The sequence below is a fragment of the Pseudomonas citronellolis genome, assembly GCF_900112375.1.
Taxonomy (GTDB): Bacteria; Pseudomonadota; Gammaproteobacteria; order Pseudomonadales; family Pseudomonadaceae; genus Pseudomonas; species Pseudomonas citronellolis.
In genome coordinates this window covers 99,091-114,604 of sequence record NZ_FOLS01000017.1, presented here as the reverse complement: position 1 = coordinate 114,604, position 15,514 = coordinate 99,091, and the positions used below count along the sequence as shown (strand labels likewise).

Here is a 15,514-nt window from a genome sequence, read left to right as displayed (position 1 = left end):
CGCCTTACCAAGACATCACAACAACAAGGATATCGTCATGTTCGAAATCACCGCTCACCCGGTGCCGGACGCCGTTCGCCAGCGTGCCTACCTCGACGAGGAGGGCTACCGGCGCCTCTACCGCCAATCCATCGAACAACCGGACGTGTTCTGGGGCGAACAGGCCAAGGCCCTGCTCGACTGGTTCAAGCCCTGGCACTCCGTGCACCACGGCGACCTGGCCCGCGGCCAGGCCAGCTGGTTCAAGGGCGGCCAGCTCAACGTCGCCTACAACTGCATCGACCGCCACCTGGAACAGCGCGGCGAACAGGTCGCCATCATCTGGGAAGGCGACAACCCCGCCGAGTCCGCCCACATCACCTACCGCAAGCTGCACAGCCATGTCTGCCGCCTGGCCAACGTGCTCAAGAGCCGCGGCGTGGAGAAGGGCGACCGGGTGTGCATCTACATGCCGATGATCCCCGAGGCGGCCTACGCCATGCTGGCCTGCGCGCGCATCGGCGCCATCCACTCGGTGGTGTTCGGCGGCTTCTCGCCGGACTCCCTGCGCGACCGCATCCTCGACGCCGACTGCCGCACAGTGATCACCGCCGACGAAGGCGTGCGCGGCGGCAAGTACATCCCGCTCAAGCAGAACGTGGAAAAGGCCCTGCAGGACTGCCCGAACGTCTCCACCGTGGTGGTGGTGCAGCGCACCCAGGGCAAGGTGCCCTGGGTCGAGGGCCGCGACCTCTGGTACCACGAGGCCCTGCACGGCGTCAGCGAGGACTGCCCGCCCGAGCCCATGGACGCCGAGGACCCGCTGTTCATCCTCTACACCTCCGGCTCCACCGGCAAACCCAAGGGCGTGCTGCACACCACCGGCGGCTACCTGCTTGGCGCGGCCATGACGCACAAGTACGTGTTCGACTACCACGAGGGGGACATCTACTGGTGCACCGCCGACGTCGGCTGGGTCACCGGGCACAGCTACATCGTCTACGGCCCGCTGGCCAACGGCGCCACCACCCTGATGTTCGAGGGCGTGCCCAGCTACCCGGACGCCTCGCGCTTCTGGCAGGTGATCGACAAGCACCAGGTGAACATCTTCTACACCGCGCCCACCGCCATCCGCGCCCTGATGCGCGAAGGCGAGGAACCGGTGAAGAAAACCTCGCGCGCCAGCCTGCGCCTGCTCGGCTCGGTGGGCGAGCCGATCAACCCCGAGGCCTGGGAGTGGTACTACCACGTGGTCGGCGAGACGCGCTGCCCGATCGTCGACACCTGGTGGCAGACCGAGACCGGCAGCATCCTCATCACCCCGCTGCCCGGCGCCACCTCGCTCAAGCCCGGCTCGGCGACCCTGCCGTTCTTCGGCGTGCAGCCGGTGCTGCTGGACGAGCACGGCAAGGAGATCGACGGCCCCGGCGCCGGCGTGCTGGCGATCAAGGCCAGTTGGCCGAGCCAGATCCGCAGCATCTACGGCGACCACCAGCGCATGGTCGACACCTACTTCAAGCCCTATCCCGGCTACTACTTCACCGGCGACGGCGCGCGCCGCGACGAGGACGGCTACTACTGGATCACCGGGCGCGTCGACGACGTGATCAACGTCTCCGGCCACCGCATCGGCACCGCCGAGGTGGAAAGCGCCCTGGTGCTGCACGACGGCATCGCCGAGGCCGCGGTGGTGGGCTACCCCCACGACCTCAAGGGCCAGGGCATCTACGCCTTCGTCACGCCGATGAACGGCGTCGAGCCCAGCGAAGAGCTGAAGCAGGAGCTGCTGGCGGTGGTCAGCAAGGAGATCGGCAGCTTCGCCAAGCCGGAAGTGCTGCAGTGGGCGCCGGGCCTGCCGAAGACGCGTTCGGGCAAGATCATGCGGCGCATCCTGCGCAAGATCGCCTGCAACGAACTGGACAACCTCGGCGACACCTCGACCCTCGCCGACCCCGGCGTGGTCCAGGGGCTGATCGACAATCGCCTCAACAGGTGAAGGGCGGCTGCAAGCTGCAAGCTGGAGAGCCTGCGGTTAAGCTAACCGTATGCACCACTTGTAGCTTGACGCTTGAGGCTTGCAGCTCCCCGTCATGGAAACCGTTCGCCGTCATATCGAAAGCCAGGTCCTGAGCCTGACCGGACTCGCCCTCGGGGGCGTCGATTTCGAATCCCCCAAGGGCGACCCGGGCCTGTTCGGCCCCGATTCGGCTTGCTGGAAAGTCCATGGCGACTTCAGCTCCATGCTCATCGGCGGCATCAGCGCCCTGCTCCTGCAGATGCTCCACCCCGCCGCCCTGGGCGGCGTCTGGGACCACTCCAACTTCCGCGCCGACATGCTCGGCCGCCTGCGCCGCACCGGCCAGTTCATCTCCACCACCACCTACGGCTCGGTGGCCGATGCCGAGAAGCTGATCGCCCGGGTGCGGCGCATCCACGACAACGTCAGCGGCACCCTACCCGACGGCACCTTCTACTCGGCCAGCGACCCGGACCTGCTGACCTGGGTGCACGTCGCCGAGGTCAGCTGCTTCCTCAAGTCGCACCTGCGCTACCTGAACCCCGAGCTGCCCGGCAGCGAGCAGGACCGCTACTACGACGAGATCGCCCTGGTCGCCGAACGCCTGGGCGCCCGCGACGTGCCGCGCTCGCGCCTGGAGGTGGCTGAGTACCTGGAGCGCATGCGCCCCCAGCTGCGCTACAACGAGCGCACCCGCGACGTGGTCGAGGTGCTGCTCGACGCCCCGGCGCCCAGCTCCCTGGCCAGGCCCTTCAGCGCCCTGATGATGCGCGCCGGCATCGACCTGCTGCCGGACTGGGCCGCCGACATGCTCGGCTTCTCCCTGCGCCCGCTGCAGCGCCAGCTGATCCGCGCCAGCGTGCGACGCAGTGTCCCACTGCTGCGCTGGGCCGTGCGCAACGGCTCGCTGCACCGCGCACGCCGGCGCATGGGCCTGCCGCCGCTGCGCTGACCGGTCGATCCCGCGCCTGACTCAGCGGTTCGGAGAGTGGTCGGCCATGCCCGCCTGTGCAACCATGCCCGCTCGTTCGCCGCGGCCCGCGCCGCCCCATGCTGAGGATTCGTGTCATGCAAGATGTCGTCATAGTCGCTGCCACCCGCACCGCCATCGGCAGCTTCCAGGGTTCCTTGTCGGCCCTGCCGGCCCATGAGCTGGGCGCCGCGGTGATCCGCCGCCTGCTCGAGCAGACCGGCGTCGCCGCGGAGGCGGTCGACGAAGTCATCCTCGGCCAGACCCTCACCGCCGGCGCCGGGCAGAACCCCGCGCGCCAGGCCGCCATCGCCGCCGGCCTGCCGAACAGCGTACCGGCGATGACCGTCAACAAGGTCTGCGGCTCTGGCCTCAAGGCCCTGCACCTGGCCGCCCAGGCCATCCGCTGCGGCGATGCCGAAGTGATCATCGCCGGCGGCCAGGAAAGCATGAGCCTGTCGCCCTACGTGCTGCCCAAGGCCCGCACCGGCCTGCGCATGGGTCACGCGCAGCTGCTCGACAGCATGATCGTCGACGGCCTGTGGGACGCCTTCAACGACTACCACATGGGCATCACCGCCGAGAACCTGGTGGACAAGTACGGCATCAGCCGCGAGGAACAGGACGCCTTCGCCGCCGAGTCCCAGCGCAAGGCTGCCGAGGCCATCGCCGCCGGGCGCTTCGAGGCGGAAATCACCCCCATCGAGATTCCCCAGCGCAAGGGCGAGCCGCTGCGCTTCGTCACCGATGAGCAGGTCCGCGCCGGCACCAGCGCCGAGTCCCTGGCCAAGCTCAAGCCGGCCTTCAAGAAAGACGGCAGCGTCACCGCCGGCAACGCCTCCACCCTCAACGACGGCGCCGCCGCGGTGCTGCTGATGAGCGCCGCCAAGGCCGCCGAACTGGGCCTGCCGGTGCTGGCGCGCATCGCCGCCTACGCCAATGCCGGCGTCGACCCGGCGATCATGGGCATCGGCCCGGTCTCCGCCACCCGCCGCTGCCTGGACAAGGCCGGCTGGCAGCTGGCCGAGCTGGACCTGATCGAGGCCAACGAAGCCTTCGCCGCGCAATCCCTGGCGGTGGGCAAGGAACTGGGCTGGGACACCGCCAAGGTCAACGTCAACGGCGGCGCCATCGCCCTCGGCCACCCCATCGGCGCCTCCGGCTGCCGCGTGCTGGTCAGCCTGCTGCACGAAATGCTCCGCCGCGACGCGAAGAAGGGCCTCGCCACCCTGTGCATCGGCGGTGGCCAGGGCGTCGCGCTGGCCCTGGAACGCTGAGCCTCGCCGGGCGCGGCCGCAAGGTCGCGCCAACTGGGCTATCTTCATTGGGCGGATCGCGCCTTAAAGGATTGCCCATGAACAAACGCGTCATCGTGGTGGAGGATCACCCGGCCATGCGCCTGGCGATTCGCTCGCTGCTCGCCCAGGACCCCCAGTTCGAAATCGTCGGCGAAGCCGACGACGGTAACGCCGGGCTCAACCTGGTGCGCCAGCACAAGCCCGACCTGGTCATCCTCGACCTCAACCTGCCGGGCATGGACGGCATGGACCTGCTGGCGCGGGTGCACATCTTCGACGAGAACATCCGCCTGCTGGTGCTCAGCTCCCAGGACGAGCGGCTCTACGCCAACCGCGTGGAAGCCGCCGGCGGGCACGGTTTCGTCAGCAAGAACAAGGACACCACGGCCATCCTCAACGCCGCGCGCATGCTGGTCGCCGGCTACCGCTGCTTCCCCGAGCGCCCCCTGGGCGCGCCCGGGCAGCCCGGCGACGACCCGGTGGCGGCGCTCACCCCGCGCGAGCTGGTGGTGCTGCGCAGCCTGGTGCGCGGCCTGAGCAACAAGCAGATCGCCGAGGAGCTGTTCCTCAGCCAGAAGACCGTCAGCACCTACAAGACGCGCATCCTCGAGAAACTGCAGCTGAACAGCCTGGTGGACCTGGTGGAGTTCGCCCGCCAGCACAACCTGCAGGCCTGAGCGCCGCGGCCGCGCTGCCACGGCTCAAGACTTGGAACTTTGCACGCGTGCCATACTCCGAGGTACGCCACGACGGAAAATGACTCCCGCTATGCCCAAAGGATTGATTCGCGCGATCGGCACCCTGGTGCTGCTGTTCCTCCTCTATTGCCTGCTGGGCTTCTTGATCCTCCCCGGCATCGCCCTGCGCGTGGCCAACCAGCAACTGGCCCAGTACGCCACCGTGCCGGCGCACATCGAGCGCATCGAACTCAACCCCTTCAGCCTGGAGCTGAACGTCTGGGGCCTGCGCATCGGCCAGCCCGGCCAGGAGCAGGTGGCCTTCGAGCGCCTGTACGCCAACCTGCAGCTCGACAGCCTGTGGACGCGCCAGCTGCACCTGGCCGACGTGCAACTGGACAAGCCCCATGGCGAAGTGGTGTTCGCCGAGGACGGCAGCCTCAACCTCAGCCGCCTGTTCAAGCTGCCGCCCAGCGAGCCCAAGCCCGAGCAGCCGGACAGCAAGCCCTTTCCGCTGCGCATCGAGCGCGTCGCCCTGAGCCAGGGCAGCGTGCACTTCCAGGACAACCGCCCGAGCGAGCAGGTGGATTTCGTCTTCGACCCGCTGGGCTTCGAGCTGCACAACCTCAGCACCCTGCCCGACAGCGGCGCGCAGATGACCCTGAGCGGCACCGGCCCCCACGGCGGCAAGGTCGACTGGAAGGGCGACCTCAGCCTGACCCCATTCGCCTCCAGCGGCAGCCTGTCGATCCAGGGCATTCCGCTCAAGGCCTGGTGGCCCTATGTGCGCGACAACGCGCCGCTGGAGTTGCAGAAGGGCATCCTCAGCGTTGCCACCGAGTACAAGCTGGACCTGAGCAAGGACACCCAGCTGCAGTTGGAAAAGACCAGCGCCAACCTGCGTGACCTCGACCTCAAGAGCCCGGCCGGCAAGCCGCTGGTCACCCTGGCCAGCCTCGACGTGGCCGAGACCAGCCTGGACCTGGCCAAGCGCGAAGTGCTGGTCGGCCAGATCCGCAGCCAGGGCCTGGAAACCTGGGCGGCCCGCGAGAAGGACGGCCAGCTCGACTGGCAGAAACTCTTCGCCGACTTCCAGAAGCCCGCGCGCAAGCCGGCCCCTGCCGAGCAGCCGGAACCCGCCGCCGATGCGGCAGCGCAACCCGCCGACACCGCGCCGGCCGCCAAGCCCGTAGCGGACGCGGCCAGCCCTGCGCCCGCCAAGACCGATGCGGCCCCGGCGGACAAGACCGCAACCCAGGCCGCGGCGAAGCCCGAGGCCAAACCTGAAGCAGAGGCCCAAGCCCATGCCCAAGCCCAAGCCCAAGCCCAAGCCCAAGCCCAAGCCCAAGCCCAAGCCCAAGCCCAAGCCCAAGCCCAAGCCGACCAGGCTGCGGCCGCCGCCGACAAGCCGGCAAGCCCGCCGCCGGAACCGGCCAAGCCGACCGAGCCGCAGAAGCCCTGGCACGTGGTCCTGCGCGACACCCAGCTGCGCGGCTACAAGGTGCACCTGGCCGACCGCGTACCGGCCAGATCGGTGGCCCTGGACGTCGGCCCGCTGGACCTCGACCTGCAGGACCTCGACAGCTCGCTGACCCAGGCGCTGCAGCTCAAGCTCAAGACCGGCATCGGCAACCGCGGGCTGATCGAGGCCAGCGGCAGCGTCATCCCCAACCCTGTCAGCGCCAGGCTCAAGGTCGCCACCCGCGACATCGACCTGCGCCTGGCGCAGTCGTACCTGGAACCCTTCATCCGCCTGGAGCTGCGCAGCGGCTTCCTCGCCAGCAAACTCGACGTCGACCTCAAGAGCACCGAGCCGCTGGCCTTCAGCGTCGGCGGCAGCGCCGAGGTCAGCCAGTTGCACACCCTGGACACCCTGAAGAACCGCGACTTCGTCAAATGGCAGAAGCTCACCCTCGACGGGCTGGCCTACAAGCATGGCGACAGCCTGGTGATCCAGAGCGTGTCCTTCGAGCAGCCCTACGCGCGCTTCATCATCAACGAGGACCGCAGCACCAACGTCAGCGAGCTGATCATCGCCCAGCCCGAACAGCCGGCGGCCAAGGGCGCCGCCAGCCCGGCCAAGGCCGGCAGCGACAAGCCCCTGGGCATCCACATCGGCGGCATCCGCATCAACGACGGCTCGGCCAACTTCGCCGACCTGACCCTGCGCCCGGACTTCGCCACCGCCATCCAGCAACTGGGCGGCGAGATCGGCACCCTCGACAACCGCAACCCGCAGCCGGCCAGCGTCGACATCAAGGGCAAGGTCGACAAGTACGCCCCGGTCACCATCAAGGGCAGCCTCAACCCCTTCTCGCCGCTAGAGAAGCTGGACATCGCCACCAGCTTCAAGCGCGTCGAGCTGACCACCCTGACGCCCTACTCCGGCAAGTTCGCCGGCTACCGCATCCGCAAGGGCCGGCTCAACCTCGACCTGCACTACCAGATCACCAAGGGCCAGTTGAAGGCCGACAACAAGGTGCTGGTGGAACACCTGCAGCTGGGCGAGAAGGTCGACAGCCCCGACGCCGTCGACCTGCCAGTGAAGCTGGCGGTGGCCCTGCTCAAGGACACCAACGGCAACATCGACATCCAGCTGCCGGTGGAAGGCGACCTGAACAACCCGCAGTTCAGCGTCATGCCCATCGTCTGGCAGACCCTGCGCAACCTGGTGCTGCGCGCCGTGCAGGCACCCTTCAAGTTCATCGCCGGCCTGGCCGCCGGTGGTGGCGACGAGGACCTGGGCAACGTGCCCTTCGCCGCGGGCTCCAGCGAGCTGACGCCCGCGGCGCAAGGCAACCTCGACAAGCTCGCCGCCGCGCTCAAGCAGCGCCCGGCGCTGAAGCTGGAAGTCGAGGGCGTGAGCGCCGCCGCGGCCGACGGCCCGCTGCTGGCCGAGCAGCGCCTGCAGCAGGAATTCCGCAGCAACTACTACAAGATGCTGCAGCGCCGCGGCGACAAGGTGCCCAGCGACGCCAGCCAGCTGGAGGTGCCGGAAGACCTGCAGCCGGCCCTGCTCGAAGGCATCTACCGCACGCGCCTGAAGAAACAGCCGCCGGCCGAGTGGCAGGAACTGGGCAAGGACGAGCGCACAGCCAAGCTGCGCCAGGCGGTGGTCGACTCCTGGAGCGGCAGCCAGTTGCTGCTGCGCAAGCTGGCCCAGGAGCGCGGCGCGCACATCAAGGACTATCTGGTCACCAAGGGCGGACTGGGGGATGATCGCATCTACCTGATCGACGTCAGCCAGGCCGAGGCGGAAAAGGGCGGCGAGGTCATCACCCAGCTCCACCTCGACAGCGAATGAGGCACGCCCCGATGAAGTCCCTTCCCCTGCTGGCCGGCGCCCTGCTGTTGGCCAGTGCCGGTGCCCAGGCCGACAGCATGCGCTGCGGCAGCGCCCTGGTCAGCGTCGGCGACCGTGCCTGGGAAGTGGAGCAGAAGTGCGGCGCGCCGGACCATCGCGACGACGTCGGCTACACCCTCGGCGGCTACGACCGCCGCGAGTTCAAGGTCGAGGAATGGGTGTACGGCCCGCGCAACGGCGCCACCTACATCCTCACCTTCGAAGCCAACCGCCTCAAGCGTATCGAATTCAAGCGCGACTGAGCGCAGCGGAGCCGCCATGCGCCTGTTCCTCCTCCCCCTGCTGCTGCTCGCCGCCGCCCCGGCGCTGGCCGACAGCCTGCGCTGCGGCAGCCGCCTGATCAGCAGCGGCGACACCAGCAGCGACGTGCTCGAACGCTGCGGCCAGCCGGTGGACCGTTCCTACCTGGGCAACCGCATCGTCGTCGGCGACTGGGGCCAGCGCGAGGAGGTGCGGGTGGAGGAATGGATCTACGGGCCCTGGAACGGCATGCTGTATTTCGTGCGCCTGCGCGGCAACCGCGTCGACGCCATCCAGAGCAAGCGCAGCAACTGACAGACAGCGCCCGGTGCCGGTGATAGTCTCGCGCCATCACCGCCAAGGACAGGTCGCCCATGCTCATCGTGCCCGCCGAACACCCGCTGGACTGGAAGAAACCGCCGCTGGTGACGCTGCTGCTGATCCTGCTCAACTGCCTGATCTTCTTCGTCTACCAGGGTGGCGACCGGGCGCGCCAGGAACAGGCCGTCGGCGTCTACCTGGAGCTGGACCTGCTGGGCCGCGAGCGCGCGCTGTTCGGCGAATCGCTGGCGCGCCGCGAGAAGCTGGACGACAACCAGAAGCGCGCCATCGACGGCCTGCGCCGCCAGGACCTGGCCTGGCTGATCCTCCGCGACCTGGAGTTCGGCCATGAATTGCGCGGCCAGCCGGCCTTCCAGCAGGACCCGGCCTGGCAGTCGGCGCGGGCCAGCGCCGAGGCCGCGCGCGACCGCCTGAGTTCGCTGCGCTTCGGCTTCATCCCGGCGCAGTTCAGCCTGCAGGGGCTGTTCGGCTCCATGTTCCTGCACGGCGACTTCTGGCACCTGGCCGGCAACATGGTGTTCCTGTTCATCTTCGGCTTCGCCCTGGAAATCGCCCTGGGCCGCCTCAAGTACCTCGCCCTGTACCTGGCCAGCGGGCTGTGCTCCGGCCTGCTGTGGTGGGCGCTGGACCCGGTGTGGGTGACCGGCATCGGCGCCTCCGGCGCCATCTCCGGGCTCATGGGCATGTACATTGGCGTCTACGGGCTGCGGCGCATCCGCTTCTTCTACTGGCTGGGGCCGCTGCTCGGCTACTTCAGCGCGCCGGCGCTGTGGATACTGCCGCTGTGGATGGGCAAGGAGCTCTACGGCCTGCTGCGCGCCGCCGACCACGTCAACTACTACGCCCACCTCGGCGGCCTGGCCTCGGGCTTCCTGCTGGTGTGGCTGCCGCGCCGCTTCGGGCGGCTGAAGGTCGACGAGGCCTACCTGGCCAAGGAAGACCCCGACGCCGGCTTCAAGCGCGACCTGGCCGCCCTCGACGCGCTGATCGGCCGCTTCGCCCTGGACCAGGCGGCGAGCCGCGGGCAGGACCTGCTGCAGCGCCACCCCGGGCGCCTGCTGCTGATCGAACGCCTGTACGGTGTGGCCGTCTCCCGCCAGGACGCCGCGCTGCTCGGTGCCGTGCTCAAGCAGTTGTTCGCCCTGCCGCCGAGCGAGGCCACCGGACTGCTGCGCCGCCTGGCCGACGACAGCGCCGCGGAGAAACAGCGCCAGTTGGCCCACCCCGCGGTGCAGCTGCACCTGCTGCAACGGCTCCTGCAACTGGAAGACGGGCCGCGCGCCCTGGGTGCCTGGCGGCGCCTGGCGAAAAGCAGCCAGCACCCGGCGCAGCTGCCGCAGATGACGCTGCAACTGGCCAAGCGCCTCGGCGCCCAGCGCGACAGCCAGGGCCTGCGCGAGCTGGCGCAGTTCCTCCGCCAGCGCTACCCCGAAGCCGAGCAGACGCGGCAGCTGGCGCTCTACCAGCAGCAACTGGCGCGCTGACGAAAAGGTCCCGCCGGCTTGCGCCGGCGGGGCCCAGTGAAACCTCGCGCTGGATTACAGGCGGTCGCTGAAGTCGCGGACTTCCCGCTCCGCGCGGTCGCGGCTCCAGCCGTAGCGTTCCTGCAGCTTGCCGACCAGGTATTCGGCATGTCCGTCCGCCACTTGCAGGTCGTCGTCGGTCAGCTTGCCCCACTTTTCCTTCAGGGTGCCGGACAGCTGCTTCCACTTGCCCTTGATCACGTCGGAATTCATCACGCTATTCCTCGTTCGATGGGCAGGCCCGGCGCGAGCCGGGCCGCCATTGTCAGTCCACGGCCTTCAGGCCGTCGGCGGATACCGCCTTGACGCCCTTGATGCCCTTGGTGGTTTCGATCGCCAGGTCACGCTCGGCGTCGGTCTTCACGGTACCGGACAGGGAGACCACGCCCTGGTTGGTTTCCACCTTGATGCTGGTGCCGCTGATGTCCTTGTTGGCGATCAGGCTGGATTTCACCTTGCTGGTGATCCAGGTATCGGAAACCGCTTCCTCGGTCTTCTGCACGGTGTCATTCGCAGCGAGGGTCGTCGGTTGCGCGAACACCGGGCTGGCGAGCGAGAAGCTCAGGGCGGAAGCGGTGGCAGCGGCAAGGGCCAGTTTGCTGAAACGGTGTTTCATGGCGATCTCTCCTGTACTTTGCAAGGAACTGCGACCATGCCTGGCGGCAGTTTCACAAGGGATATCGCAAGCTCCGGGCCAGTTTTTCCGCGAAGGCTAATTCCTTTTAAATCAAACACCTAGCAAAATCGCCCGGGGCCCCTGGACCGGCAAATTGCACACTGGGGGCCAAGGCGCCGTGCAATTTGCACGGGCTAACCGCCCTGGCGGGCCATCTTCTCCAGCACCTGTTCCAGGCTGGCCACCTCGGCGAGCAACGGCGTGTCCGGGTAGCGCTGGCGGATGAACGCCAGCAGCTTGCTGGCCGGCTCCAGTTGCCCGAGGCCTTCGGCGAAGCCGCGCGCGGCCAGCAGGTACGCCCGCGGAATCTGCGGGTACTGCGGGAAGCGCTGGTGCAGGTTGCGCAGCAGACTCAGGGCCTCGCGGGCCTTGTGCCGCTGCAGCAGCACCTCGGCGATACGTTCGCACACCAGCGGGTCGTCCGGCAGGTAGTCGGCCTGCAACTGCCGGGCATCGAGCAGCGCGCCGGCCGCCAGTTGCGGGTTCAGCCGCGTCGCCAGGGGCAGGTAGTCCGCCAGGTGGGCCAGGCAGGCCTCGCGCTCGTTCAGCCCGTACAGCAGTTGGTGGTAGCGCTCGTTCAGGCGCAGGTCCTCGGGGTCCTGGCGCAGGGCCGCGGCCAGGGTTTCCACGGCGGCGCCGCCCTGCCCTTCCTTCACCCGCACCTCGGCCTCGGCCAGCGCCCTGCGCCGGCGCCATTCGGCCTCTGGGAAGCCCTGCACGAGGTCATCGCCGGCCACCGCGTAGCCCAGCGCGCCCTGGTACTGGAACACGGCGTAACCCATCATTGCGCACATCACCACGCCGAAGTAGCCGAGCAGCGCCACCATCACCGGCATCAGCACTACCTTGGGCAGGCCGAAGCCGAGCAGCCAGGCCAGGTAGTTCGGCGATTGCCAGAGGATGAACAGGAACACGCAGAGGATCAGGTAGCGCCAGCCCATGGCGCCGATCACCTGGCCGACCTCCACCGGGCTGAGCGCCGCGCCCAGGCTCTTGTCCAGGGCCAGGCGGATGACGCTGGCCGGCAGCACCAGCACCAGGGCGACGTTCACCGCCCAGAACAGCGAGGGATTGTCGAAGTCCGCGGCCAGCCAGAGCAGCACCGCGGCCACGACGAACACCGCCAGCTGGCGCAGGAAGGCGCCGAGGCTGGAGAGGTCGAAGGCCTCGCCCAGGCCGGGCGCCTCGTTGCTGCCCAGGCTGACCACCTCGATGACGCTGTGCAGGTACTTGGTGGCCACGCTCAGCAGGGCCAGCCACAGCAGCAGCATGCCGGGCATGAACAGGCTGGCCAGGGCCAGCGCCGCGGCGAACATCAGCGGGCCCGGCTGCAGGGCGTAGGCGAAGAACTTCGGCAGGCGCTCCCAGAACGGCTGGGCGCTGTTGGCCGCGCCCAGGTACTGCAGGCCGTTGCGGCACAGCGGGCAGGCCGGGGCGTATTCCGGCGCTTCGGCGTTCAGCGGCACGCAGCAGTCGCCGTAGTGGCGCTGGCAGGGCAGGCAGAACCAGGTGGCGGGCTGCGCCTGGTGGTAGTGGCAGTATTGCTTGTCCATCGGCCTGGCTGTCCTTGCATGCTGGCGAGGCGCCATTTTCCAGGCAAAAAAAGAGGGCCCGCAAGGGGCCCTCTTTCATTTTGCTACCGCTTAGAACCTGTTCACGATCTCGCGAGCTAGAGCAGAACAAGGCGCAACGACCAACGGGAGTAACAGCCGAAGGCTGGCCCGAAGGGCGAGCGCAGCGAGTCAAACAGGCGAGGGAGCGCAGTTTAGTCCACTAAATGAGCATCACTCGCCTGTTTTTAACGCAGTTATGCCGACGCGCAGCAGATCGTGGGCAGGTTCTTAGACGCCGGAGGCTTCGGCAGCTGCTACATCTTTAATCGACAGCTTGATGCGGCCGCGGTTGTCGACGTCCAGAACCAGGACCTTGACTTCCTCGCCTTCCTTGAGCACGTCGGTGACCTTGTCGATGCGCTTGTCGCTGATCTGCGAAATGTGCACCAGACCGTCCTTGCCCGGCAGGATGTTGACGAAGGCGCCGAAGTCGACGATGCGCTCGACCTTGCCGACGTAGATCTTGCCGATCTCGGCTTCCGCGGTGATGCCCAGGACGCGCTGCTTGGCGGCCTCGGCAGCTTCCTTGGTTTCGCCGTAGATCTTCACGCTGCCATCGTCCTCGATGTCGATCGAGGCCTTGGTCTCTTCGCAGATGCCGCGGATGGTGGCGCCGCCCTTGCCGATGACGTCGCGGATCTTGTCCGGATCGATCTTCATCATCAGCATGGTCGGGGCGTTTTCCGACAGCTCGGCGCGCGGCTGGGCGATGACCTGGTTCATCTGGCCGAGGATGTTCAGGCGCGCTTCCAGGGCCTGCTCCAGGGCGATCTCCATGATCTCTTCGGTGATGCCGTTGATCTTGATGTCCATCTGCAGGGCGGTGACGCCCTTGTCGGTACCGGCGACCTTGAAGTCCATGTCGCCCAGGTGGTCTTCGTCACCCAGGATATCGGTCAGGACGGCGAACTTGTCACCTTCCTTGACCAGGCCCATGGCGATACCGGCCACCGGCGCCTTGACCGGCACACCGGCGTCCATCAGCGCCAGGGAGGCGCCGCACACCGAAGCCATGGAGCTGGAGCCGTTGGATTCGGTGATCTCGGAAACCACGCGGATGGTGTAGGGGAACGCGTCCTGCGACGGCAGCATGGCGGCGACGCCGCGACGGGCCAGGCGGCCGTGGCCGATTTCGCGACGGCCCGGGCTGCCCATGCGGCCGCACTCGCCCACCGAGAACGGCGGGAAGTTGTAGTGCAGCATGAAGGGGTCCTTGCGCTCGCCTTCGAGGGTGTCGAGCAGCTGCGCATCGCGGGCGGTGCCGAGGGTGGCGACCACCAGGGCCTGGGTTTCGCCACGGGTGAACAGGGCCGAGCCGTGGGTCTTGCCGAGCACGCCGACTTCGATCTTCAGCGGGCGCACGGTGCGGGTGTCGCGGCCATCGATACGCGGCTTGCCGTTGACGATGTTCTCGCGAACGGTGCGGTATTCCAGCAGGCCGAACACGTCCTTGACTTCGCCGGCCGGGAACTGGCCTTCGCCTTCGCCGGCGAATTTGGCGACGATCTCTTCGCGCAGGGCGTCCAGGGCCGCGTAGCGATCCTGCTTGACGGTGATGGTGTAGGCGTCGGAGATGGCGGCGCCGAACTCGGCCTTGATCGCGTTGACCAGGGTGGTGTTCTCGGCCGGGGCGCTCCAGTTCCAGGTCGGCTTGCCGGCTTCGGTGGCCAGCTCGGCGACGGCGCGGATGACGGCCTGGAATTCTTCATGGGCGTACAGCACGGCGCCCAGCATCTGGTCTTCGGTCAGCTCGTCGGCTTCGGATTCGACCATCAGCACGGCGTCGGAGGTGCCGGCCACGACCATGTCGAGGCTGGAGCTCTGCAGTTGCTCGTAGGTCGGGTTGAGGATGTAGCCGACTTCCGGGTGGAAGCCCACGCGGGCGGCGCCGATCGGGCCGGCGAAGGGAATGCCGGAGATCGCCAGGGCGGCGGAGGTGCCGATCATGGCGGCGATGTCCGGATCGGACTTCTTGTTGGTGGAGACGACGGTGCAGACGACCTGCACTTCGTTCATGAAGCCTTCGGGGAACAGCGGGCGGATCGGACGGTCGATCAGGCGCGAGGTCAGGGTTTCCTTCTCCGAAGGACGGCCTTCACGCTTGAAGAAGCCACCGGGGATGCGGCCGGCTGCGTAGGTCTTTTCCTGGTAGTGGACGGAGAGCGGGAAGAAGCCCTTGTTCGGGTCGGCCTGCTTGGCACCGACGACGGTGACCAGCACGGTGACGTCGTCCATGGTGACCAGCACGGCGCCGGTGGCCTGGCGCGCGATGCGGCCGGTTTCGAGGGTTACGGTCGATTGACCGAACTGGAATTTCTTGGTTACCGGGTTCACGGTGTCTTTACCTTCACTTAGTTGCCTTGGGGGAAATCGTGGAAATGCCGGGAGTCGGACCCGATGACATTCCCTAAAAAGCGAGAAGCCGGGAGCCCGAAGCCAACGGCCGGTTTGCACCGACCGTCGACCCCAGACTCCCAGCTTCCCACTTCAGGCTTGCCGTCTTAGCGACGCAGGCCCAGGCGACCGATCAGGGCGCTGTAACGAGCGGTGTCCTTGTTCTTCAGGTAGTCCAGCAGCTTGCGGCGCTGGTTGACCATGCGGATCAGGCCACGACGGGAGTGGTGGTCTTTGCCGTTGGCCTTGAAGTGGTCCTGCAGCTTGTTGATGTTGGCGGACAGCAGTGCAACCTGCACTTCCGGGGAACCGGTGTCGCCTTCAGCTTGCTTGTACTCGTTTACGATCTGGGCTTTCTCTTGGACGCTCAGTGCCATGATGGGCTTTCCTCTGAGGTAACAGGCCAGGGACTTTTCCCTGT

General features: G+C 67.6%; 13 protein-coding genes. 8 read left to right on the top strand and 5 right to left on the bottom strand.

The window, feature by feature from the left end; translation table 11 throughout:
• Positions 1 to 37: 37 nt before the first annotated feature.
• The 8 genes from acs to BM060_RS17265 all read left to right on the top strand — a co-directional run bounded on the left by acs (position 38) and on the right by BM060_RS17265 (position 10,371).
• Positions 38 to 1,975, top strand: coding sequence for an acetate--CoA ligase (acs, locus tag BM060_RS17300; protein WP_074981359.1), 1,938 nt, complete (start codon positions 38 to 40; stop codon positions 1,973 to 1,975).
• 94 nt (positions 1,976 to 2,069) lie between these two features.
• Positions 2,070 to 2,948: an oxygenase MpaB family protein gene (locus tag BM060_RS17295; RefSeq protein WP_074981358.1), complete on the top strand. Its 879-nt coding sequence runs from the start codon at positions 2,070 to 2,072 to the stop codon at positions 2,946 to 2,948.
• A 116-nt stretch (positions 2,949 to 3,064) separates the two neighbouring features.
• The gene (locus BM060_RS17290; protein ID WP_074981357.1) at positions 3,065 to 4,243 is read left to right on the top strand and encodes an acetyl-CoA C-acetyltransferase; all 1,179 of its coding nucleotides are present in this window, start codon (positions 3,065 to 3,067) and stop codon (positions 4,241 to 4,243) included.
• Between the two features lie 77 nt (positions 4,244 to 4,320).
• Complete coding sequence (locus tag BM060_RS17285; RefSeq protein ID WP_074981355.1) at positions 4,321 to 4,941, top strand: response regulator transcription factor; 621 nt, start codon at positions 4,321 to 4,323, stop codon at positions 4,939 to 4,941.
• Positions 4,942 to 5,032: 91 nt separating this feature from the next.
• A complete protein-coding gene (locus BM060_RS17280) occupies positions 5,033 to 8,245 on the top strand; it encodes a DUF748 domain-containing protein (protein ID WP_074981353.1) in 3,213 nt (1,070 codons plus the stop codon).
• A gap of 11 nt (positions 8,246 to 8,256) precedes the next feature.
• Entirely contained in the window at positions 8,257 to 8,547 is a 291-nt protein-coding gene (locus tag BM060_RS17275) for a DUF2845 domain-containing protein (protein WP_043269023.1), read from the top strand.
• Positions 8,548 to 8,563: 16 nt separating this feature from the next.
• Entirely contained in the window at positions 8,564 to 8,860 is a 297-nt protein-coding gene (locus BM060_RS17270; protein WP_074981351.1) for a DUF2845 domain-containing protein, read from the top strand.
• Positions 8,861 to 8,919: 59 nt separating this feature from the next.
• A complete protein-coding gene (locus BM060_RS17265) occupies positions 8,920 to 10,371 on the top strand; it encodes a rhomboid family intramembrane serine protease (RefSeq protein ID WP_074981349.1) in 1,452 nt (483 codons plus the stop codon).
• A 54-nt stretch (positions 10,372 to 10,425) separates the two neighbouring features.
• Here the strand turns inward: BM060_RS17265 and BM060_RS17260 are convergent, their stop codons facing one another.
• The 5 genes from BM060_RS17260 to rpsO all read right to left on the bottom strand — a co-directional run bounded on the left by BM060_RS17260 (position 10,426) and on the right by rpsO (position 15,470).
• Entirely contained in the window at positions 10,426 to 10,623 is a 198-nt protein-coding gene (locus BM060_RS17260) for a CsbD family protein (protein ID WP_061562801.1), read from the bottom strand.
• Between the two features lie 52 nt (positions 10,624 to 10,675).
• A complete protein-coding gene (locus BM060_RS17255) occupies positions 10,676 to 11,026 on the bottom strand; it encodes a BON domain-containing protein (RefSeq protein WP_009613032.1) in 351 nt (116 codons plus the stop codon).
• Positions 11,027 to 11,220: 194 nt separating this feature from the next.
• Complete coding sequence (locus BM060_RS17250) at positions 11,221 to 12,639, bottom strand: hypothetical protein (protein WP_074981347.1); 1,419 nt, start codon at positions 12,637 to 12,639, stop codon at positions 11,221 to 11,223.
• 288 nt (positions 12,640 to 12,927) lie between these two features.
• On the bottom strand, positions 12,928 to 15,033 hold the full coding sequence (gene pnp / locus BM060_RS17245) for a polyribonucleotide nucleotidyltransferase (protein WP_074981345.1): 2,106 nt from the start codon (positions 15,031 to 15,033) through the stop codon (positions 12,928 to 12,930).
• A 167-nt stretch (positions 15,034 to 15,200) separates the two neighbouring features.
• Positions 15,201 to 15,470 carry a 30S ribosomal protein S15 gene (gene rpsO / locus BM060_RS17240; RefSeq protein ID WP_009613036.1) on the bottom strand — a complete coding sequence of 90 codons (270 nt, stop codon included), beginning with the start codon at positions 15,468 to 15,470 and terminating at the stop codon, positions 15,201 to 15,203.
• Positions 15,471 to 15,514 lie beyond the last annotated feature (44 nt).